General features: G+C 49.2%; 19 protein-coding genes. 10 read left to right on the forward strand and 9 right to left on the reverse strand.

Annotation, left to right across the window (positions count from 1 at the left end; all coding sequences use genetic code 11):
- Positions 1 to 15: 15 nt before the first annotated feature.
- On the reverse strand, positions 16 to 1,587 hold the full coding sequence (locus EL628_RS20585; RefSeq protein ID WP_126581734.1) for a hypothetical protein: 1,572 nt from the start codon (positions 1,585 to 1,587) through the stop codon (positions 16 to 18).
- A 377-nt stretch (positions 1,588 to 1,964) separates the two neighbouring features.
- Between EL628_RS20585 and EL628_RS20590 the strand changes: the two genes are divergently transcribed.
- The 3 genes from EL628_RS20590 to EL628_RS20600 all read left to right on the forward strand — a co-directional run bounded on the left by EL628_RS20590 (position 1,965) and on the right by EL628_RS20600 (position 4,037).
- Positions 1,965 to 2,426, forward strand: coding sequence for a RusA family crossover junction endodeoxyribonuclease (locus tag EL628_RS20590; RefSeq protein ID WP_126581735.1), 462 nt, complete (start codon positions 1,965 to 1,967; stop codon positions 2,424 to 2,426).
- Between the two features lie 156 nt (positions 2,427 to 2,582).
- The gene (locus EL628_RS20595; RefSeq protein ID WP_126581736.1) at positions 2,583 to 3,494 is read left to right on the forward strand and encodes a DUF92 domain-containing protein; all 912 of its coding nucleotides are present in this window, start codon (positions 2,583 to 2,585) and stop codon (positions 3,492 to 3,494) included.
- A 66-nt stretch (positions 3,495 to 3,560) separates the two neighbouring features.
- Positions 3,561 to 4,037 (forward strand): DUF6789 family protein, encoded by a 477-nt coding sequence (locus EL628_RS20600; RefSeq protein WP_126581737.1) that lies wholly within the window; start codon positions 3,561 to 3,563, stop codon positions 4,035 to 4,037.
- Between the two features lie 158 nt (positions 4,038 to 4,195).
- Here EL628_RS20600 and EL628_RS20605 read toward each other — a convergent pair whose 3' ends face one another.
- Positions 4,196 to 4,564, reverse strand: a complete 369-nt coding sequence (locus tag EL628_RS20605) for a DUF4870 domain-containing protein (protein WP_126581738.1) — start codon at positions 4,562 to 4,564, stop codon at positions 4,196 to 4,198.
- A gap of 214 nt (positions 4,565 to 4,778) precedes the next feature.
- Here EL628_RS20605 and EL628_RS20610 point away from each other — a divergent pair, with 214 nt between their 5' ends.
- The 5 genes from EL628_RS20610 (at position 4,779) to EL628_RS20630 (ending at position 9,291) form a co-directional block, all read left to right on the forward strand.
- Positions 4,779 to 5,921, forward strand: a complete 1,143-nt coding sequence (locus EL628_RS20610; RefSeq protein WP_126581739.1) for a GntR family transcriptional regulator — start codon at positions 4,779 to 4,781, stop codon at positions 5,919 to 5,921.
- Between the two features lie 170 nt (positions 5,922 to 6,091).
- The gene (locus EL628_RS20615; protein ID WP_126581740.1) at positions 6,092 to 6,463 is read left to right on the forward strand and encodes a PTS sucrose transporter subunit IIBC; all 372 of its coding nucleotides are present in this window, start codon (positions 6,092 to 6,094) and stop codon (positions 6,461 to 6,463) included.
- A gap of 12 nt (positions 6,464 to 6,475) precedes the next feature.
- Positions 6,476 to 7,528: a DNA polymerase III subunit delta gene (holA, locus tag EL628_RS20620; RefSeq protein ID WP_126581741.1), complete on the forward strand. Its 1,053-nt coding sequence runs from the start codon at positions 6,476 to 6,478 to the stop codon at positions 7,526 to 7,528.
- 72 nt (positions 7,529 to 7,600) lie between these two features.
- Entirely contained in the window at positions 7,601 to 8,701 is a 1,101-nt protein-coding gene (locus EL628_RS20625) for a class I SAM-dependent methyltransferase (RefSeq protein ID WP_126581742.1), read from the forward strand.
- Positions 8,702 to 8,796: 95 nt separating this feature from the next.
- On the forward strand, positions 8,797 to 9,291 hold the full coding sequence (locus EL628_RS20630; RefSeq protein ID WP_126581743.1) for a DUF427 domain-containing protein: 495 nt from the start codon (positions 8,797 to 8,799) through the stop codon (positions 9,289 to 9,291).
- 289 nt (positions 9,292 to 9,580) lie between these two features.
- On the opposite strand, the gene EL628_RS20635 is transcribed toward EL628_RS20630, so the two are convergent.
- The gene (locus EL628_RS20635) at positions 9,581 to 10,852 is read right to left on the reverse strand and encodes a glycosyltransferase (RefSeq protein WP_126581744.1); all 1,272 of its coding nucleotides are present in this window, start codon (positions 10,850 to 10,852) and stop codon (positions 9,581 to 9,583) included.
- 377 nt (positions 10,853 to 11,229) lie between these two features.
- Here EL628_RS20635 and EL628_RS20640 point away from each other — a divergent pair, with 377 nt between their 5' ends.
- Complete coding sequence (locus tag EL628_RS20640; protein WP_161975631.1) at positions 11,230 to 13,326, forward strand: copper resistance CopC/CopD family protein; 2,097 nt, start codon at positions 11,230 to 11,232, stop codon at positions 13,324 to 13,326.
- Positions 13,327 to 13,342: 16 nt separating this feature from the next.
- On the opposite strand, the gene EL628_RS20645 is transcribed toward EL628_RS20640, so the two are convergent.
- From EL628_RS20645 to EL628_RS20655, 3 genes are all read right to left on the reverse strand, one after another.
- Positions 13,343 to 13,864, reverse strand: coding sequence for a gamma carbonic anhydrase family protein (locus tag EL628_RS20645; protein ID WP_126581746.1), 522 nt, complete (start codon positions 13,862 to 13,864; stop codon positions 13,343 to 13,345).
- Between the two features lie 36 nt (positions 13,865 to 13,900).
- A complete protein-coding gene (locus EL628_RS20650; protein ID WP_126581747.1) occupies positions 13,901 to 14,812 on the reverse strand; it encodes a proline dehydrogenase family protein in 912 nt (303 codons plus the stop codon).
- A gap of 331 nt (positions 14,813 to 15,143) precedes the next feature.
- Positions 15,144 to 15,362: a gamma-glutamyl-gamma-aminobutyrate hydrolase family protein gene (locus EL628_RS20655; protein ID WP_126581748.1), complete on the reverse strand. Its 219-nt coding sequence runs from the start codon at positions 15,360 to 15,362 to the stop codon at positions 15,144 to 15,146.
- 322 nt (positions 15,363 to 15,684) lie between these two features.
- On the opposite strand from EL628_RS20655, the gene EL628_RS20660 reads away from it, so the two are divergent.
- Positions 15,685 to 16,908: a zinc ribbon domain-containing protein gene (locus tag EL628_RS20660; RefSeq protein ID WP_126581749.1), complete on the forward strand. Its 1,224-nt coding sequence runs from the start codon at positions 15,685 to 15,687 to the stop codon at positions 16,906 to 16,908.
- 123 nt (positions 16,909 to 17,031) lie between these two features.
- Here the strand turns inward: EL628_RS20660 and EL628_RS20665 are convergent, their stop codons facing one another.
- The 3 genes from EL628_RS20665 to EL628_RS20675 all read right to left on the reverse strand — a co-directional run bounded on the left by EL628_RS20665 (position 17,032) and on the right by EL628_RS20675 (position 21,949).
- Complete coding sequence (locus EL628_RS20665; protein WP_126581750.1) at positions 17,032 to 17,334, reverse strand: 2Fe-2S iron-sulfur cluster-binding protein; 303 nt, start codon at positions 17,332 to 17,334, stop codon at positions 17,032 to 17,034.
- Between the two features lie 187 nt (positions 17,335 to 17,521).
- A complete protein-coding gene (locus EL628_RS20670) occupies positions 17,522 to 18,448 on the reverse strand; it encodes a hypothetical protein (RefSeq protein WP_126581751.1) in 927 nt (308 codons plus the stop codon).
- A gap of 192 nt (positions 18,449 to 18,640) precedes the next feature.
- Positions 18,641 to 21,949 (reverse strand): BACON domain-containing protein, encoded by a 3,309-nt coding sequence (locus EL628_RS20675; RefSeq protein WP_161975632.1) that lies wholly within the window; start codon positions 21,947 to 21,949, stop codon positions 18,641 to 18,643.
- Positions 21,950 to 22,183 lie beyond the last annotated feature (234 nt).

A 22,183-nucleotide genomic window follows, 5' to 3' on the forward strand; every position in this document is an offset into this window, starting at 1 on the left:
TTATTCCCCTAAGATTTACTTACGTTCGAACCATCCAAGAAGCGTATCTAAAAAGTTACGCTTACCTGTCTTACCTGGCATTTTATTATCAGCCGTCGGAGTCGATGGCGGACGTGGGCTATTTCCACCCATCTGGTTGCCTGGATAGCCAGCATTCATTCCTGGCCCCTGTTGCAGGGAGTAGCCCCCTGTATTCCCACTACCATAGCCATTCGGATTACTGGTATAGTTCGCACCTGGAGCACTGCCATAGCCGCCATACATGTTGCCACCAGCATAACCAGAATTTTGTGGGGCTTGAGCAGGCGAAGGTGGCGGTGCAGCCGGAGGCGTCGCCGGGATCTGACCATTGCCAGGCATCCCCATTGGTCCTTGATTGGGTTGACCATAAGGCGAGTTCACAGGCTGATTGGGATAATTAGGGGTCGACGATGCAACTCCTAACATTGATGCAAAGACATTCGCTGCAACTTCACTGCTCTCATTAGGATTTAGCTCGTTGCGCGGTCGGCTAGGAACACGCATGTTGTCAGGTCGGGGAGGAACCGAATAGCCTCCTGGCCGTCCAGCAGGCTCTGCTGGTCCTCCCATTCCAGGCTGCCCACCCTGATCGGCGGTACGTAACCAGGAAGGCAGGGCATTCATATCAATAAACGAGGAAGCAGACATATTTGCTCCCTGCTGATTGGCCGGTGGTGGCGCTCCCCATCCCGAAGTAGGCGCTGCATTGGGAGATTGGCCACCTTCTCGCAGCCATTGTGGCAGAGAATCGACATCAAGCAATGATGATGCCGAAAAACCGGATTGGGCAGGGACGTTCGAAACAGGCGCTGGATGATTTGCTGGTTGATTTGGATACGTCGGTGTCTGAGCGGCTCTACTATCAGACTGCCCGGTAGCCATCCATGAGGGCAGCGCTTTCTCGTCAATCAGGTCATGAGCCGAGAAGCCATGCGCTGGTGGCGCTGCTGGCGAAGGACTCTTCGCTGGCTCTGATCGCTCCATTGGACTCTGCACTGGACCAGGGGCAGCCTGAGGAGGCTGAAGGTTCTTCATCCACGAAGGAAGGCTCTCTGGCTGCACCAGACTCGCAGCCGAAAATCCCTCAGATGGTGGAGGGGCCGCTGGTAGAGGCGGTGGGGCAGCTTGAGGACCCTGGCTACTCTGTAGTCCCTGCATCCAGGAAGGAAGCGCTTGTTCATCAATGAGTGAACTGGCATGAAAGCCATTCCCTGGAGAAGCAGGCTCGTCCGCTGCAAAACCTGAAGCACCTGATGGGCGCGGCGGCAGCTGAGGATTCGATGCCGTATTATCACGAGCCTCATTACGCTCGGGACGCATCCAATTTGGCAATGAACTTTGATCAATAAAATCAGCAGCTGAGAAGCTGGTTGGCGCTGCGCTGGGCGGTGGCGCTGATCGCTCTCCCGCACGCAATGATTCCAGCCAGGCCGGAAGCTCCGGCTGCTCCTGCGATGCCATCTGAGGCGGAAGCCCTGCCTCTGCGGTAGAGAGTGGTACACCACACGACTGACAGTATCCAGCACCAGCAGCGGTCATCTTTCCACAACGGTTACACTTTATCACGTTCGCTCCTTACAAAGATAGCGGCTTCACACCCTGGGCGCAAAACAATGCCGCTTTCTTTTTTATATAATCGAGGCAAGAAAACCGCGAGGTCTTCAGCTCAGTGGTAATTTACTACATAACCATCAGAACGATGCTGATGACAACATTATTTGTAATAGAATTCTGTTTTACGTCCACCGTTGGCCGCGCTCTTGTTGAGGAGCCTTCTACTCATAATAATAACTCAGATCCGCGCATTCTTTTCTCTTCAATGGCAGTGTATCATCCTTTGACCAGGCTTGACAACGACGATACGTCGTAAGAAAAGACATGCTGATATAATACAATACACACAGTATCAACATTCTAAAAGTACTAAGTAGTAGGAGAATATTATGCAAGAGCAACCCACTGGTAAGCGTGAAGAATTACCAAAATTACCTCCCTGTATCCGCCTTACCCTTCCACTCCCACCAAGCATCAATGAACAATACGCTACTGTTGATGGCCGCAGAGTGAGTACTGCTGTTGCACGTCGATTTAAAAAACAGGTACAGGATGCCTTACATCAACTTGAACGTCAAGGTCTATTAGATGAGACGATACTGCGTTCCTTTCGCCAGGGATACCTCGCCCTCCTACTAGATTTCTACTTCACTACCCCTTTAAAACGCGACCTGGATGGGGGCCTCAAAATCACACAAGATGCGCTCTGCGATGGCCTGGGGCTCAATGACAACCGGGTCGTTGATATCCATTTAACCAAACATATCGACCCATTGCATCCACACCTCTATCTTGAATTAGAAGCTTTACCCGAATGGCAGTTTGATCAAGAATACGTTCTGCTTTCTTGAATGAGAAGCTTTACCTGAATAGCAGCTTAATCAAAAGTACATTCTGCTAAAATAAACGTAGAACCTTGTCTTTCCGCCAAACCTTTCTTAAGATAGAACTACTAAAGACGACGTTCTGTAACAGATTATCAACTCTCTTTCTTGAGGTACTACTCTATGTCTGTACTACCCATCCCCTTTAAGAGGAGATGTTTCACACGGCCACGTGCCAGCTACGCATCAGGCTTTCGGCTATCTACTGCGTTCAACCAGACGCCAGGCAGGCTCATAGGCGGACTCTTGCTCAGCAGCGCCATTGGTCTGCTCGCATATCGTCGCCGTTCGCTTAGCCGTAGCGGCATCGCCGGTGCTGTTGCCACTGGAACCACAACCTTTGGGTTGGGAGGACTAAGCTGGGGGCTCTCGCTGATCTTCTTTTTTGTCTCTTCCAGTGCACTCTCGCACTTTCGTGCTTCTGCCAAAGCAGCGACAGCCGCCGATAAATTTAGTAAAGGCTCTCAACGTGATCTAGGTCAGGTCATTGCTAATGGCGGCATAGCCACGTTGCTGGCACTTGGCTACGGCCTTAGCCGCTCTACTCGACAGCAATCCCTCTTAGAGGCTGGCTATATAGGAGCGCTAGCAACTGCAACTGCGGATACCTGGGGCACAGAGGTGGGAGTCCTCAGCGCTCAAGCTCCTCGTCTCATTACAACTGGTCGCCCTACAGCGACTGGCACGTCGGGCGGAATTACCCTCCCTGGCACTATCGCTTCCGCAGCCGGGGCCTTCGCTCTGGGTCTGGTCTTCTGGCTACTAAAGCGCGGTTCCTCTTTAACACTGCCAGCAATAGCTTTGTTGAGTGGACTCTTTGGAAGCCTCTTTGACAGCCTCCTGGGTGCAACTGTTCAGGCAATCTATTATTGCCCAACCTGTGCCAAAGAGACCGAACGGAGAGTCCACAATTGTGGAACTCCCACCAGAGCTCTACGAGGTATCGGCTGGCTCAACAATGATATCGTCAACTTTCTGTCCACTTTGAGCGGTGCCGTTCTCGCCCTCTTGCTCCGTTGGGGTCTGAGATCTTGATTGGGCTGATGAGAAGATTTTACCATTATTTTTGTCTCTCTATTCACTTTTAAGGACTATAGCAGGATGAATTTACTACGCAAATTTCTTTCGCCAACCTGGAGGCCTGCTTCAGCTGCGTCTGCTGGTTTGCTTGCAACGATCGCCTACAGTATTGCGATGGAGGGCGACAAGTTTTTGATTGGCAATCGTTTTAGCGATGTTCGTTTTATTCAAGGTCTTATAGGGGCACGCGGTGGGAGACGCACGTTAACCCTCTCATGGGTCTTGCATTTACTGAATGGGGTTCTGCTCGGCGAGCTCTATGCCGCACTGGTGAAGCGCTTTCTCCCAGGGCCAGATTGGTTAAAGGGAGTCATCTTTGGTGAGGTTTTTATCATTGGAGCCTGGGGGCTTACACCACTGGCAGATAAGTATCATCCCTTTATCAAGAATGGCGAGCTACCCCGGCTCGCGACCTGGACATCTTTTCTACAAAACCTGCTTCGGCACCTTGTCTTTGGGCTCGTGCTGGGCTGGCTCTATCGCGAAAAGAGCTCCTAGCTAGCTTCTCGGAGAGAGTTAGAGCCTTCTGTACGATCTCAGTACACGATACAAGCTTTTGACTCTCTCTGCCTGAGCTCTCTATCTCTGCCTGAGCTCTCTGATACTTCTGAACACTATCTTCTTTTCATGGTTGCTAGTGCCCCAATGGGGCATGGTTATAAGAGATAGCGCACCCAGTTACTCACATAGGGCAGGCGATAATCTGGGCGAATCCAGGCCTGAATAAGGAGCCAGATCCAGAGCAATAAAGTGACCCAACCAAGAATATCAATCAACAAGCCCAGGCCAAATGAACTGAGCCAGCCAATGAGCCAGATAGGCTCCAGCAATCTCTTTAAGAGGGAAACGATAAAGGTCAGCAGGCCCAGCGATCCAAATGTAATCAATGATTGTGCTGCATGCCAGCGCACATTGCTATTTTTTTCAAAAATAAAGAAGATCAGGCCCGATACCCACAAAAAGGCATAGGCCAGGACCCGCTCCAGGCGCTCATCTAATCCTAATGTCGTTATTCTCTGCATCATCTCCAGGCCTCGTTTCTAACAATTTGTGAGCACTCTCTGACCTGGCTTTCTTTCAATAGTTTTCCAGGGAGCTCAACTGCTCTATATACGCCACAACGGAAAGTGAGTTGCAATTTCCCCAACCTTACAAGTAACTTACAGATACCACTTGACCTGTACTGCTTAAATAGAGTGAAATAGAGCTAAACACCTACACAAGCGAGGAGCACCTGCATTGAAACAGATAAAACAGCCCAAAGCTGAGACAAAAGTTGAAGTACTCTGTAGACGCTTGCATGAGATAGCCCTGGAAAAAGGCGCTAATGCACAGATGCCAACTGTACGTACCCTTTGTGAAGAGCTCTCGACAACCCGTGTGACCCTCGATGAGGCTTTGAATATCCTTGAGGCGAAAAATATCCTGTACCGCAGGCAGCGAATGGGAATCTTTGTCTCACCCAAGATCCATCACAAGACGATCTCGATTCTCTTTGATGGCTCTCTCTTTGGCACGACCGGGATCTCTCCCATCTGGAATATGCTCTGGGTCCAGATTGCTCAAGAAGCTCAGTTACGTAGTGGAACAAAAAATGAGAGCTATACCTTTCATCTTATGATCCCTGGTTCCGATGGCTCGTCTGAGCTACCTGATGAGGTGAAACAGGGAATTGAAACTCATCGTATTCATGCTGTTCTGGCTATAGGCCTGCAGAATCCTGTCTGTAGCTGGATTACTGATCATGGTATCCCCTGTGTTGTCTTCGCTGGCATTGGCTCACATGTGACATGTCTTCATCTTGATGCATATATGATGCAACGTCTGGCCGTCGCTACGCTCAAAGAGCAGGGCTGCCAGAGACTTGGCTTCTGGTTTCCCAATTGGAGCGCTACAAGCAGAGAAGAGTTTTTACGTTTCGAAGGTGTGTATGAATTTCAACAAGCACTCGCTGAAGCTGGCCTGCCCTATTATCCAGAGCTTGTGAATGCTCAAATCTTATCACCACTAGAGGTCTCATCTCCTTTCTCTCGCATCAATCAGAAACAAGGCTACCAACTTGCTCTAGAGGTCTTTGGCAATCCGGAACAGGCAAAGCCAGATGGACTTTTCATCGGCGATGATATGGTGACCGATGGCGCACTGGCCGCCTTTGAAGAGTTAGGGCTGCATGTGGGCAACGATTTAAAGGTTGTCACGCATGCCAATGCAGGATCGCCCATTCTCTTCAGTCGTACAAAAAATATGGCAGTAGTAGAGTTTGATCCTCACGAAATTGTTCAAGTCATGTTTTCTTCTCTCGATGATCTGCTACTAGATTCTATCCCTAAAAGTAACTTTCTTCCTATCCAACCCAAAATTCGACTACCACTGGAACGCTAGCTCGCATTGGATCACGCGCTCCCACATCTGGAAGAGAGGGGACTTAAAAGAATAAAAGGTATCACGTCTATCGTAACTGCCTCTCTAAAACACAAAGGTTGTCACATCTATCACAACTGCCCTATAATAGGAGCAGTAGACGACAAATTTTATTCGTCAGGAGGCTTCTTATGCTGGACATCTCATTTCTTCCCGCTCTCAAAGTGAGCCTGGGAGATCCTGTTTTTATTGGCGACTTCTGGGGTTTCGTTCTTTCCTTAGCTATTGCCCCTTTTCTCTCATTCTGGATTAGTGCTGTTAAAAGCAAACTGGCCGTGGCCATCGGTGGAGTAATCGGCTCATTCCTTGGCTTTATTATCATTCTTGGCTGGGCTGGCACTCTTATTTTCGATACGCCCCTCGCCAATGTTGATGGCGTTGCAGTCTTCTTTGGTTCGGTTTTCTTTTGCACTATCGCTGGCGTGGTCGGTGGCATGACTACTGATCTGCTGCTGGCTCGTAAAAATGCTCGCGATTATCGTCGTGTAGCAATACACGAATAGCGCTCTACGGTCATGTTCTATCTTTTGCATGGAGAAGACGAGTTCACCAGTCGCGAACAACTGAAGCAGTTAAAGCAACTTGGTGACTTTGGCTTCAATCAAGATACCTTTAGTGGTACAGATACTGATCTCAAAACGATCCTGATTACTTGTACAACGCTGCCGTTCCTCAGTGAACAGCGGCTCGTTGTGGTGTCTGGTCTCCCCAAGAAAAAACGTGGTGAGACGGCTAAACAGGCCGATCCTGTAACCGAGAATCCCGCAAAAGAGGACATGGCCAGGCCAGTCAAAGGCAAAAAAGGGAAAAAAACAAGCAAAACAACAGCACTTACTCGTGCTGGCTTTGAAAAAGATCTGGCTGAGATGGTCGCAACTATGCCCACTGAGACGGTGCTTATTGTGCTTGTAGAAGAGCCACTTGAAGCCAGTAATCCCCTGGTCAAAGCCGCAGAGAAATATGGAAAAATGTATCAATCTGCTCTACCTAAAGGAAATGCGCTCGAAAGTTGGATTACAAAACGAGCAAAAAGCCTTGAGGTGAAGATTGCATCTGATGCCAATTCTCTGCTCGCCAATTTCATCGGGAACAATCTCCGTTTGCTCGCCAATGAATTGGATAAGTTGGCAACCTATGTTGGTAAAGGTGGAACAATCTCCATTGAAGATGTGCGCCAGCTCTCCGCACAGGTGCAGGAGGCTCGCATCTTTGATCTGACTGATGCTCTGGCTCAGCGCAATCGCAAACAGGCTCTCAATATTCTGCATGATCTGCTGGCGGATGGTGAACCACCACTTAAACTCATCAGTACGATTACAACGCAGGTACGCTCGCTGATGCTGGTCAAGGAGCTTGCACAAAAGGGGATGCGTGGGCCCCAGATTGCATCAACTTTAGGCCTGGCTCCATTTATCGCAGAGAAATCGCTTCGGCAAGTAGGGAATTTTCAGCCAGCTCAGCTCGAAAATACCTATCGCCAGTTACTGGCAACTGACGCAGCGCTCAAACGGAGCCGCCTGACACCCGAGATGGCTCTGGACCTCCTGGTCATTCAGTTTGGCTCCTAAATAGCCCCTTTCTTTTGATCGTTAGCATTTTACTAGTGATCGTTAGCATTTTACTAGAGGATAAACACACAAATGCCAGCAGCACTCCTGCATGATCTGATTCTTGACGCTATTCAGCAGCGCGGCCCTCTGTCTTTTGCAGACTATATGCGCATGGCTCTGTATGAGCCCGGATATGGCTACTATGTGACTGGACCAGCGCGGATGGGCTGGGAGGGTGACTACTATACAAGTAGCGATGTCGCGGCCTTCTTTGCCAATTGCCTGGGACGCCAGCTACGTCAGATGTGGGATCAGTTGGGGCGGCCAACTCCTTTTGTGGTTCTGGAGCAAGGTGCCGGGCGCGGAAATCTGGCTCTGGGTGTGCGCCTCTGGGCATCTCAGGAAGACCCATTGCTGGCAGCTGCCTTAGATTATCAGACTGAAGATATCAAGCAAGGTCTCGATGCACTAACTTCTCAGATAACACCTTCTGTCATCCTCTCTAACGAACTGGTGGATGCCTTTCCTGTCCATGTCGTGGAAAAACGTGGCGATCAGCTTCTTGAGGTCTTTGTGACAGCTGAGAACGGTCGGCTATCTGAAACCCTGGCTTCACCCAGCAGTCCTCAGATTGCGACTTACCTTGATGACTATAAGATTCCCTGGCGAAGCTTTGATGATGGCTGGCGTGGGGAGATCAATCTGGATGCCGAAAAGTGGATGGCTCATGCCGCTCAACTGATCTTTGGCCCCTCGCCTAAACGCAAACGGCGAGGCTTTATTCTAACAATTGATTATGGAGATCTCGCCAAACAACTCTACTCCCCTTATCGCTACCATGGCACTCTCGCCTGTTATTTTCAACACCAACTCACCGATCGGCCACTGGTACGGCCTGGTGAACAGGATATTACAGCCCATGTCAACTTTACCGCTCTTTTACAGGCCGGTCGCAAGGCAGGCTTACGTCTGGATACATTTCTCACTCAACGCGAATGGCTAACAAAGATGGGAATCTACGATGAGCTGGAGCAGATTAAGCAACGCGATTTTGCGATTATTGATACAGATCGCGCCAGCGATCAAGGCCAGATTGCTCTCTTTCAATGGTATAATCTTCGCCAACGCGTCGCTGCGCTCACTGAGCCATCTGGAATGGGGAACTTCAAGGTGCTGATCCTCAAACGCTAGATGACAAGGGCTCATCTAATAGTACCCGAGACAGGCCAGCAGAAGCATCTTCTTCTGTAAGAAGTTTCTTCTACTTAGAGAAAGGATAGCCAGCCATGAGACCACAGCGCATCGAGCCCGGTCCCGGTCAAGAATCCGTCTGGGATTATCCTCGACCGCCTCGCCTGGAGCCCTGCACAAAACAGATTCAAGTGATCTGCAATGGCCTCACACTTGTAGAGACTCGTTCGGCCCTTCGCGTCTTAGAGACCAGTAGCCCACCTGTCTATTATCTTCCTCCACAAGACTGTAAGATGGAGCACTTTCTCCCTACGACACACCATAGCTACTGCGAATGGAAAGGACAGGCCTCTTACTATACAATCCAGGTCGGCGAACGCAAAATCGTCAATGGTGCCTGGTATTATCCTCGCCCCACACGTGGCTATGAAGCCCTGGCCAATTATATTGCCATCTATTCTTCACATATGGATGGGTGCTATATTGATGGCGAAAAAGTCCAGGCACAAGAGGGTGACTTTTATGGAGGTTGGATCACGCACGAGATCATTGGTCCTTTCAAAGGCGGTCCTGGCACGTACGGCTGGTAGATAGAAGCTTCTTATGAGCACTCATCTGAGGGTCAGGTGCAGGAGAGGTGTGAGCACTCTTAAAATTATGTAGCGCTGCTTGACGACCTGCACAATTCTGCACAATTTCAACCGCAGCTTGGACTTTGGTCCTGTTATAAAGCAGAAGTTGAGGCTGTACGAAAAATCAGATAAAGATTATGGTGATACCTCTTGTAAGGCCTCTTTGCCACAAGGCCCCACACAGTGCTACCGTTGTGGCAGCAAGAGGTATCACCACTTTCAATCATGCAAGCATATAATGCTCGCGCTATACGGCTGGTTGACTCTTCTCATGTAATGGCTCATTGGATGCTTCAATCTGATGATAACGCCGACCACGCCAATCCACACCTTTGCCTGTAAGGATATTCCAGGTGGACTGCCCCATGATACCTGTAAAGACCAGACCAGCAATTGGATGCGTCAAAGCATAATACCAGGGCACCGCCAGCTGCCGATTAATCCAGATCCGATAAGCCAGCAACGGGGTCAGCTCAATCCCTGTCGCAAACCAGCGCTCTTTCGCAGTCAGATGACCACCCAATACCTTTTCCAATCCCTTCCCCAGAAAGGGCAAGAGAAATGGAGAGAAGGTTATCATCGGCAATCCTATCAGTTGAGCACAGACAAAAAGCAGACCGCCACGATTTCCTAAATAACTATTCTTGCGCCACCCACGCCAGGTCTCTTCCAGACTGGTATACATACGGACTGAGACCGCATCCTGCCCATCAACAAAATGGAGACGATAGCCATGATCCTTAATGACTCTGGCAAGATCGCGATCGTCTAACAATGTCTGGCGAAGTTCTGGACGTGCATAGCCCCCCACAGCATCATACACGGCACGACGCACCAGGAAAAATTGTCCATTTGCAATCGCAGTGGGACTGGCTGGATCATTTACTTGACGCGGCGGATACAACATACTAATTCCCATAAACGCCATTGGCATCAGGACACGCTCCCAAAATGTGGGGAGCTCCTGAGTCGTGGCAAGTGTAAAGAGATCCATTCGTTCTGTAACCGCTTGCGTAAGCGCCGAGCGCAGTGCTGAGGGGGTATGATAGGTATCAGCATCCGTAAATAGCAGCCAGCTTCCACTGGCCTCCAGGACGCCGCTATGAAGAGCATGTGGCTTACCGGCCCATCCTACTGGTAGCTCGTCACGCAGACGCAAAATCCATAGTTGTCCCCCTTGAGGATGGTTCTGCTGGATCTGATCCAATAATTCACTGGTTCGATCTGTAGAGCCATCATCTACCACGATAACTTCATACCCTGGATAGTCCTGCTCTAACAAAGAGGTGACGCAGCGCTCAATATTACGCTCCTCATTGCGAGCTGGCACAATAATTGAGATGAAAGGCAGCTCTTCTGATCCCACAGGCTCTGGAGCCTTTCGATCGAGTCTTGTGAGTCTATCGCTTGCATCTGGTCGCGTCCGTAGCCAGATAGTAAGGTAAAATCCAACCACCCCTACAACATGTGCCCAGAAGAAAAGGCGAGACCAGGAAGACCACCTATTCTTTTTTTTCATTCTTTACACTCTCTTTTTATTCTTAATTGCTTCTTTACCCGCTATTATACCAATATTTACAAAGAAAACCAATGCTCAAATGGCTATCCAGGTTACTATAAGTTACTATCTTTTGGCCTACCAGTTCGATCCAGGTGCCTCGGGAGAACACATCAACAGGACTAATGGGAGTTCAATATGCTTGTTTGTTGCTGCTTCATATTGCGAGTGCTTCGCTACTGGTGTACAATCTCTGACATAGATACCCTTTTGATCCTTCAATCATATTCATATCTCCTACTCTAAAACTGCAATCGCAGCCAATACGACCGACATGCCTCTTTGCACGATCAGAGGTAGGAGATAGTAAGATGCCAGATATCTAATAAGAGATGCTCATGCAACAACGACGATTGCCTGTCACGATCATAGCCCTTCTGCTTAGTGTGGGCGTATATATCTGCTCGCTTCTCCTGGGACAGCCACCAGTTGCACAGGCGCATGCATTTGTCATTGGCTCAGATCCCGTTGATGGCTCAACGATTCAGGCACTGCCAGCAGAGATACATATTTATTTTAACGCACCAATCAGTTCGCTTAGTAGTGCGCAAGTACTGTCGATTCAAGCAGGAAAACTTACTGATATTGGATCAGCTACGAGCCTTGTAGCCTCTAACAATCCGAATGAACTGATCACTCCTGTCAAGACGCTCGCGTCACAGCCACAGGGTAGCTATGAGATCCTCTGGACTGCGGTAGCCAGCGGCGATGGCCGCACAACCTATGGCATTATTGGCTTTAACGTTGGTTTCGCGAATACTGGAGCAAGTGGAACGGTCCTTCTTGGTCCCACAAGTAGCAATAATTTAACCGATATCCGCGCATTCAATCCTATCAATATAATGGCGGTGTTCTGGGATTGGCTTGGGCTGGCCTCTTTGACAGCATGGCTAGGTCTGCTTCTTATTGAGCTCCTTTTGCTTTCAGACAAGGGCCGGAGCCAGGCTTTGTTAATCTATGCCAAAAAACGCACGTACAGTCTCCAGTGGCTCTGCCTGGGGCTGCTACTGAGCAGTGATCTTATCTCGCTCTTTCTGCGGGAGGTTCAGCTCTCACAAGCGTTGAAGAGCGATTTCTCTTTTTCACAGCTTCTCACGATAGTGTTTGAGACCAGTTATGGGCAGCTATTACTGGCTCGTACAGTCCTGCTGATTCTGGCTATGGGATTACTCTATTGGACCGGTCGCCCCAAAAGTCTTCCTGCTGGCACCGAGCCCTCGCTCCAGCTCAAACGCACTGGCTCTTTGCATCTTGCACTTACTCAAGATGGACCAACAACTCACTCCACACATGCGGTCAATTCTAAAAATCTGTCGCGGAAAACGATTGACTTAAAAGAATTTCCAAGCAATCCACCTCAGCGTATCTCGAACAGTAATCCAAAGGGAGTGGGACGCCAGACCATTGAGTTAAAGGATACGATTGGCACGCCCCCTTCTCTCCGCTATACGTGGGTAGCCTGTGTGATTGCTCTTCTCACGACGTTGAGTTACAGTCTCTCTCGACCAGCGGCTCAGGTGCTGCAACCGCAAATAAGTGCGATTGTCTTTGATTGGCTGTACCTGATTGGACAGGCGATCTGGATTGGGGGTATGGCCTATCTTGGTATTATCCTGCTCCCTCTCTTCGTCAATACCATGATGGATAATCAGGCAGAAACACAGATTACCTTATTGCGTCGCCTTCGCCCTTTCTTCCTGGTTGGGATTGGCATGCTCACCATCAGCGGCCTCTATCTCTGTAACGCCAGTATTACCCAATCACAACAATTGCTCTCTGACCCTTATGGGCGTACCGTCCTTGTTCAGATCGGACTTGTCGTGATCATGCTCGCTCTGAGCTTTTATGCCCTGTTTGTGCATGCTCCTCGTTTGAGCCGTCAAGCACGCCTGCTTCCATTTGTTGACAGCCAGCTCCCTACACGGCGCTCTCGCGAAGCTGCGCTCCAGACACGCCGCAAAAACCTGCGCGTCTGTGCCAACAGCATTGCTATCACTGGCGCTGGTGTATTGTTGTGTTGTGCGCTCCTCTCATTTTTCGCTCCGCCTATTGTCTTTCCAAGTGTCTCGTATCATACAGATACTCCGGCACAGAACACTAGCAAACAGGCACAAACAAAACAGTTGGGAGATCTCTCCTTGACCCTTCAGCTTCTGCCAGGAAAAGTTGGAAGCTCCAATACTGTTTTGCTTCTCCTGACTGACAGTAGCGGAAAAGCTCTCACGGACGCAACCATTCATCTGGCCGCAAATATGACCACAATGGATATGGGGGTGGGAGAAGCAACAATGATGGGGGGAAATCCAATTTATCTTGCGACCTTTGATAAACAGGCAGCATTTTCTATGTCTGGTCTGTGGAACTTACAAGTAGATATTCAACGCCCTGATCAAGCCCCACAGCAGACCTCTTTTGAAATCATGTTGGACTCCTGATCCAGCATGATCAGGGCTACTCTTGCTCGGTCTGGAAGCGATATTCGCTCGCCAGTTCAAAATAATGCATTGCGCTTTTTGCTAGATTATTGCGATCATCTTCAGACAGGTGACGCAAGGGTCTGGCAGGAGAACCCAATGCAAGCATGCATTCAGGAACCTGTTTATGCTCAGCGACAAGTGCTCCTGCTCCAATCACAGCGTAGGAGCCAATCTGAGCATGAGAGAGCACTGTTGCGTTCATCCCAATCAGGACATAGTCTCCGAGCGTGGCTCCGTGTACAACAGCATTATGGCCAATAGTACACCATTCGCCAATGGTAAGTGGAGCATCATCATCCACATGCAGTGTACAGTTATCCTGGATATTGCTTTTCTGTCCCACCACAATCGGAGCACTGTCCGCCCGTAGAACTGCGTTATACCAGACGCTCACACCTTCATGCAACGTCACATTGCCTATAACCATCGCACCAGGAGCGATAAAGACATTCTCAGCAATCTTTGGCCAGATGCCCTTATAGGGAAAAATCGGCATAACGCATCTCCTTTTTCTATCTCCTAAAACGAGCGCCTAGCGCCACATATTACTGACGACAAAGATCAGATTTGCTGGACGCTCAGCCATACGCCGCATCAAATAGGGGTACCATTGCGACCCATAGGGGACGTAGACGCGCACATTATAGCCTTGCTGAACTAATTTCTCCTGCAAGTCGCGGCGAATACCATACAACATCTGAAACTCAAATGAGGTCTTGCTAATGCCATGATCTCGCACATAGGCACAGGCCGCATCAATGATCACTTCATCATGCGTGGCAATCGCAGGAAAATTTCCTCGCGCTAGCAGCATTTTCATCAATGTAAGATAGTTCTGATCTACTGAGCTCTTCTGCTGGAAAGCTACATTCTCGGGCTCTTTATAAGCTCCTTTTACCAGACGCACGCGCACCTTCTGCTCAATAAGCTTCTCCAGATCGCTCTGGGTACGGTAAAGATACGATTGCACCACGGTCCCAACCTGTTCGAAACGCTCCTTTGCCGCAAGTGCAATCTCAATCGTCTGCGCTGTATAGGCTGAACCTTCCATGTCGATACAGACAAAAATATTGGCTTGCTTAGCCTGCTCCAAAATCTGGAAGAGCTGCTCCAAACAAAGCTCGCGCGAGATATCTAACCCCAGAGCCGTCAATTTGATGGAGATATTGGCATCAATACCAGTCTTATGAATGAGCTGGATAGCATTAATATAATCCTGAGTCGAGGCACGAGCTTCCGCCTCGCTGCTTACGTTCTCGCCTAGCAGATCCAGTGCAGTCTGAATACTCTTTTTATTCATCATCCGCGTTGCCTGAATGGCGTCGTCTAGAACCTCACCTGCCACAAAACGACGTGATACGCCGCGGGTCAGTTTATTTTGAACAACAAATTCTCGCATTTTGGGGTTGTCGGCAAGAGAGAGTAATGTATCTTTTAAAGACATCCTGAATAGCCTTTCCTCTGGCTGAAAAGTGGCGCTGGTATCTGTACAGACAGCATATCGCACTGGGTGAAACAAGACAGATATCGATAGCTCAGGCTCTCCTCTGTCAGTTCAAGGGGCCTCGACGTCCACGATATCCACGATCCAATTCATACTCTAATAATAGCATAACTACAGAGAAGAAGGCTCACTTTTTTCTTCCATTTTTTTACAGGCGCTATCATTTTATCTATCGGTGCATCAGGTAATTTCACCCATGATTAGATAGAAAAACGGCGAAACGTCGTAAATGCTGCCCCTGGCTGATCATCGTTCTCGCCCTTACGCGAGCCTACTTTCCTATACGATGCCAGAGCCCGAGGCGGATCAGCTCAGTTCTTGCCTCAAAACCAAAATGTTCGGGATCGATATCACGTCCATTATGAATAACCAGTCCACGCAACATCTCAATCAGTTCAGCCTTGACAGATTTATCCTGCTCAAACGGAATATGCTGCGCCAGACGCTCAATAGCTTGCCGGTTGTACCATTGCTGTTGTGACTCGGTCATAACCACCTTTCTCTCACCTCTACAGACACTCATTGATGTAACCTGCAATATGGCTAGAAGCCCTCTATCCAGGCATACTCTTCTCATACTATCATCTCAGTCTTCACCATTCAAGCGAGAAAGCCGTCACAAGATACACTATTCTACAAAAAGAAACAACTTACTCTATGCCCTGGAAAAATAATGAACGACAGAGCGCCATAATCTTGATAGCCCTTTTTCCCTAAAGTAAGCATCCAAACTTGATTAAATAGCGAGAATGATGATACTGTACTAGGGTAAACATAGTATAATGAATGTAGTATTAAGGTAGGCATTAAAGATGTTCTGTACCTATTGTCATGCAGCCCGCATAGAAAATGATGCCCCATGCCCTAACTGCGGAGCTCCTTCGCCTTTTGTAGGAAGAGCCCCCAGCGGGCCTGCGGGCAACGTACAGGCTAATCCCTGGAACCCGACTGGCACAGGCTCTAATACGCAGTGGAGTGCTCAGGCTCCGCAGCTCTCTTTCGACCAATCTGCTCCATCCTGGCCGCCAACCGGATCACAGACAAATTGGCAGTCTCCACCCAATCAATGGGGCTCAGCTGGCAATTGGCCAATCAACAATCAGACAAGTGGTGTTGTAGGGTCAACAGGAAACCAATGGGGCAGTTCCAGCAACTGGCAACAGAGCAATTTCTCTGCTGCGCCTGCAAGTGGAAACCCCCAGACTGGCTCTCTGACGAATTCAGTGCCCTCGTGGCAGCAATTAGGACCACTTCCTTCCTGGCAGCAGAGCGATAGCTCAGCCGATCATGGCTCATATGGAACACAGCAACAAGCTTTCCAGGATGGTCCTCCTGCCACGTCTAATGCTCTGTTGCCAGCTTTATATAATCAACCTGGGCTCGAACAAGATGGACGCCGTCCAACTCTCTCACTTCAGTTAGTGCCTGAACACCATATCGCACATCTGGTTCAGCCAGCCGAAGGAGCAGAAAAAACCTATGTTCCTCCGATGTTTACCCAGCCTCGCCCCATTATCCCTCGCTATCGAGCCATTAGTGGTCTGTTGAGCATCATTATTGTAACGCTTCTCCTCTGTACAGGGGTGGGCTATTTCGCCAAAACACACGGAGCAGGCACGATTTATCGACAAATAACTGGCTCAACTCCAAATAATCTCGCTCCTACACCCATCCCAAATCTTCCCGATCCTCCGAACAAAATTGATACGGGGCCGGCTGCCGATATCATCCCATCGGCAACGACAGCTTCGCGTATCGATAATAAAACGCTGATGCCCCTGGAGCGCCAGGTTATCTTTACAACCAATACGCCGTTCTATCTATCGTACAGCGTACAGGCACCCGATAAAGATGGCATCGTCTATAGCAAATGGTATACCAACAACCAGTTCTTTATCACACAACAGCAGGCTGTCAAAGCAAATGCTAATAACGAGCTTAGCAATACGATGCTCTATAAACAGCCAGCTGAAGGTATGGTAGAGATCTACTGGAACGACCAATTAGCCAAAAGGCTCTACTTTGTGGTGCGCTAAATGCTCACATAGTTTAGAGCGGCTGTAGCGCATAAAAAAAGATCCTCAGCCTCGCTTCTTCTCTTAGAACAGAGATAAGGGCGTTGTGCTGAGGATTTTTTTGCCTGCGAATCAATAAACCAATTAACCCTGTGTTTCTACCGATACATCACCAAATACTTGAACCTGGCAGGCCAGACGCATATTAGGATTCTTCTTCAGGTCGCTACGCAGCCAAAATTTTTCCATAAATGAGAGGGAATTGGTGTTTGTTGATGGAGAGACCGCCACCCGGTCGGTTCCACAGAGACCGTTGCCGTGGCAATTTGCGTATTTCCAGAGACCACAGTAGACTGGAACGTCATTCTCCAGCGCTGGATAACGGACGGTATCACCCTCGGGCACCTCAACCCGTACTTTTTCACGCACATATGTGATAGTTGGCATGACTCTATCCTCCGAGATCAATTCTACCAGATTGCTAGCATATCTTTGTTTATGCCCAGTCAGAGTATAGCATAGAAGGGCTAAGGCATCAATCAAACTCCAAAGCGTGCTCTTTTGGGAGAACCCATTGCTCTATCCAATGGTTCTGATACTCACATCCCTTCAAAAAAAGGTCAAAGATTGGCGATTACTGGCTTTCTTCAACCCAGAGTGTGACCGGGAGCATTTGTGGAGCAGGCGCTGCCTCGTTCGAGTTATCACTTACGACGAGCTCTGTATGATAACTCCCAGGAGCAAGCTTGTCGCTAACGCAACTCACAAGAAGTGTGGCCTTTTCTCCCGGCTGCAAGCTTCCACTGGCTGTATTAACGCTTAAGAGAGGGGCGTTTACATCTGAATTCTGTCCAAGCGTCCAGTTCAATGTATGCCCACCAGTATTCGTTATAAAGATCTGCGTTGGATGGGGGTTCTCTCCCTTTCTGGCCATGAGCTGTAGCTCGCTGGGAAAAAGCAAGATTACAGCCGGTCCTTCAGTCGTCGAAGCTGGCTGACCAACATGGGTGGCAACTGAGGTCACGGTCACCTGCGGCTTTGAAGCAATGGCATTAAATGGATGATGCCCAATCAACGCAAATGCAATCAAGCTACTGGCAAGAAGAAAGAAGATGCAAGAGAGCGACAATAAGAGGGAGATAGTCTTGAGTGATAGGAGCGGACGTGGCAGTCGATAGGCCCGGATTGGCTCTGGTGCCACAATCTCTTGAGCAGGTGTAATTTCTTTGGTGTGGCGCTGGAGTCTGTGTGCCTTCAATGCTAAGGCTTCATCCGTTGCGGGAAAGAGAATCGCATCTGGTTCTGGCAAAGGCCATGACTGATGGTCAAGTTCGTCGCGTGTTGTACGTTGAACATGAATTTTGCTCGAATGATAAGGCTGATCTTCAGGGTGCAGGCCAACATAATGACCAGCTCGATGAGGTGAGGCAAGATGAACTGAAGATGACTGAGCCTTTTGGTTAACTCGACGTAGCGGCCTTACAGGTTGACCACACCTCGAACAACGTTGTGAGCCCGCTCTCAACTCCTTCTGACAGATAGCGCAACGCTTTGTCTCCATTGTATAACGCTCTTGAGGGAAGGCTGACCCGGTTCCAGGTCATTTTCCCCTCTCCTCCTCTCATGACTGTGGCTTATCTTATAGAGCACGCATGATTGATACGATCGCTCAAGAACTGTGTGCTTTGTATTAGATTAAACGCACAGGAGAGGAGGTTCTCAAAAGCAGATATGCACCAGAGAACGTTGCACACTAAGAACTGGCATTCACCGTTAGCGATAAGGGTGTTTTTCCGTCTGTCGTTACCAGTACAGAACCGCTATAGGTCACATTATTACTATCGGTGCCAGTGGCCTTAAGCGTGTAACCCGTGACGCTCGGAAGATAAATGGGCAGGCTGAATTTTCCACTTGCATCAGTCGTAGCAGAAGCAACCGTATTTCCCAGGGTATCAAGGAGGGTCACTTTGGCTCCGGCAAGGGTACGCGTGTCACAAACCGAAACAGGGCAGGCCAGCACCGTCCCACTGACAAGGGTGCCTGTTACTGTAAAGGTGACCGTAATGGTGGTTGGACTTCCCACCACGCTTGCTCCACCACTACCAGCAAGCATCACCGTCAAGGTACCAGTATAGGAGCCTGGCGTCAATTGAGAAGCATTCGCGCTCACAGAGACGGTCCCTCCCGTTCCTGCATCTGTGCCAGTTAGAGGCGATAGATTTAACCATTTACTGCTTCCTGCATCTCCTGCAACCGACCAGCTAACGGGACGAGAACAATTGCCAACTTCATTGAGATTTATGGTCTGAGCGCTTGCAGATTGACCAGCCAGAGCGGTAAAAGCTAATGAACTGGGTAGCGCTTGTAGTGTACAGGGTTGTTGTACATTCAACGTCACTTGAAAAGATTGTGGGCTCCCTTGCAAGGCAAGACTGGCTGAATCAGTTGCAGTCAACGCGATCTGCGCAGTATAGATTCCTGGCACAAGGCCAGCAATGCTTGGGGTGACAGTTAAGCTCACCGTCTGAATACTTGAACCCAGCGTTAAGGCAGGGGCGCTGGTCTTTAACCAGCTGGCGGCTGGGGTAATAGACACATTCAAGCCAACCGGCCAGTTACAGCTCCCAGATGCAGTAATCACCTGCGTTTGTGGAGAAGGATCAGCCATGCCTTGAGTCGCTGTAAAGATCACAGAGCTCGAAGGTGGGGGTGACAGGGTACACGGAGGCTGCACAGAGAAATTGACTCCAACGGTCTGGGGACTTCCACTTGCTGCTACCCCATTTTTATCAACGCCTATGAGTTGCACCTGACCCGCATACGTACCTGTTGTCAGAGCGCTGGCACTGACTGTAATTGTCACCTGACCTGTCTGCGCAGGTGCAAGCGAGCCACTGGCCGGGGTAGCACTTAACCATGAGCTCATTGATGCTGGAATAGAGACCGACCACAGCAGCTGACTATTCCCTGGATTGGTGATGATCACGGTCTGACCAGGCGGAGTTGGCTGCGCTGGCGTCGCACTAAAATTCAGACTCAATGGCGAAGCCCCCAGTATCGGAGCGCTCGGTGGTGGTGGTGCCTGTACCGTTAAGGTGACGGTGACCGATTGGGTACTTTGTGGTAATGCAATCACAATATTCGCGGTATAGGTTCCTGGGGCTAAACCAGCCTGATTGACATTCACTGTCGTGACTGCACTCGTAACGCCACGTAACTGCCCGCTTTTTGCAGTCAATGAGAGCCAGCTGGACGAAGAAGTTGCAGACCATGAGATTGTTGGATAGTTCAGACAACTTGAATTTGCGGTAAAGGTTAAAGATTGACCAACAGGATTTTGCAAGCCAGAGACGGCATTGAAGGTCAAACTTCCTGTATTGAGGCTTAGACCACAGAGACGCTGAACGGTAAGCGAGACGCTGACTATCTGTGGACTATTGAGAGCAGAATGACCTTCGCTCGTCGAAAAGATCAGATTGCTCAGGTATGTACCTGGCAATAGATGCTGACTATGAGCTTTTATCCTCACTATACTGGTTGAACTGGGCGTGATGATCCCTGAAGTCTGCTGCGCACTCAACCAATTTTTATCTGGATCAGGCGTGGCGACGAAACCTCCATTCCCCGAAGAGGTGGCAACTGTCCCTCCAATCGTCCAATAGAGAGGCTGGCTACCTGGATTACTAATCTGTACAAATTGATCATCAGGGTCTGTATACCCATCTACTGCTGTAAACGTCAAAACGGCTGGAGTAATCGCCAGGACAGGGCCAGCATCAGTTGGTAAGGGTGCCACAGTCATCTTCACTGGAATATGCTGTATCATCCCAACATTTGTTGTTATTGTGATTGTCCCCGTATAATCCGCTGGGGAAAGATTGCTACGCTGAGCCGCCACTGTGATTTTCTGTGTACTACTAAATTTCCCCTGACTTGGGGTCAATTGTAGCCATGGCTGATCGCAACTGGCCGACCATGTAATCGAGCCCTCACCATCATTTTTCAAGTTGAGGTACTTTGTGGTATTCGCATCCTGTGTGTCTGTCCCGAAATCCAGGGAAGTAGTATCAAGATCAAAATGTGCTGGACGCGTCGGGCCAGAATCTACACGCAAGGTTGCATTGGCTGTGTAGCGCGAGCGAATATCTTCTGCCTGCAACGTATGGGAACCAGGGTCCCAACTACCATCAATGACAAGATTGGCGTCGGCAGATCCATCTGCATTGACCTGGATGGGATTTCCAGGCTTAGCTGCTATCTGCTCTTCAATATCTCTCGTCAAAAATACTTGCGTTGAAGATGAAAAATTGCGGAGATGAACTGTTACCAGAGAACCAAATTTAGCACTGCTCTGGGAAAGGTTTAATGATGGCGAGAAGCTCGTGCGCGTTGTCTGGCCATGCTTCTGTGTAAATGCAACCGATAAAAGCAAGGTGTCAATAAGAAGCGCTACCAACGCAAGCACTGCCAGGCCAATAAAAATTTTTCGTAACCGGGAATAGCGATACCCTGCTGAGCGCGTATACAGTGTGGTTGCCTCTGCCACACGCCGCATGTCAGTATCAATCTGCTTAAACTCAGGATTAGAGGGGAACATACGGGCCTGGAGAGGATCATTCTGCTCATCCCAATCATCTCCCTCCTCAATCTCTGGTTCTTGTAACCAGGGCCACAGCTCTCTCACTTTACTATCAAAAGAAGGAGCCCGCTCTGGCTCTGGAACATAGACCCCGGGCGGCAAAGGGGTGCTATCACGCTGGATCTCAGCCGAAATATCAAGAAGGCGCGAGAGCCGCGAAGCTCTAAGGGATGGGGTTAATTTTGGCTCTTCTTCAGAGATACGACGTGCTGCGTTGTTTAAACGTAACACTGTCTGTTCGGTAGAATGAGTCCAGATCCCTTTTTCTCTACTTCCGTCTTCCTGACCGTTTTCTGTAGAGACAGATGCCTGTTCCATGGGTTGAGTCGCTGATGCTTGAAGAGCAGATGAAAATAATACACCGTCTTGTGGGAACGCCTCTTGCTCTGTTGACGCTCCAGATAGGGAGGATTGTGATTTCACAGCAGCCGATTCTTTGAGCTGCCCGAGAGCGGTATTACACGCATCACATAGACGAGAAGCATTGGTACATGACTTCCCACAACGCATACATATATTCATCTTGTCCATCTCTTCTGAAAATAGTATTCAAGCGCTCAAATATAGTATTCCCTGACCAACCCCGGTTTTTCTGTCTCTCTTCCAGGCCACACAAATAGATAAATAGAACTTATACGATGCTCCAGGTTACAAGAA

Source organism: Tengunoibacter tsumagoiensis, from assembly GCF_003967535.1.
GTDB classification, from domain to species: Bacteria; Chloroflexota; Ktedonobacteria; order Ktedonobacterales; family Ktedonobacteraceae; genus Tengunoibacter; species Tengunoibacter tsumagoiensis.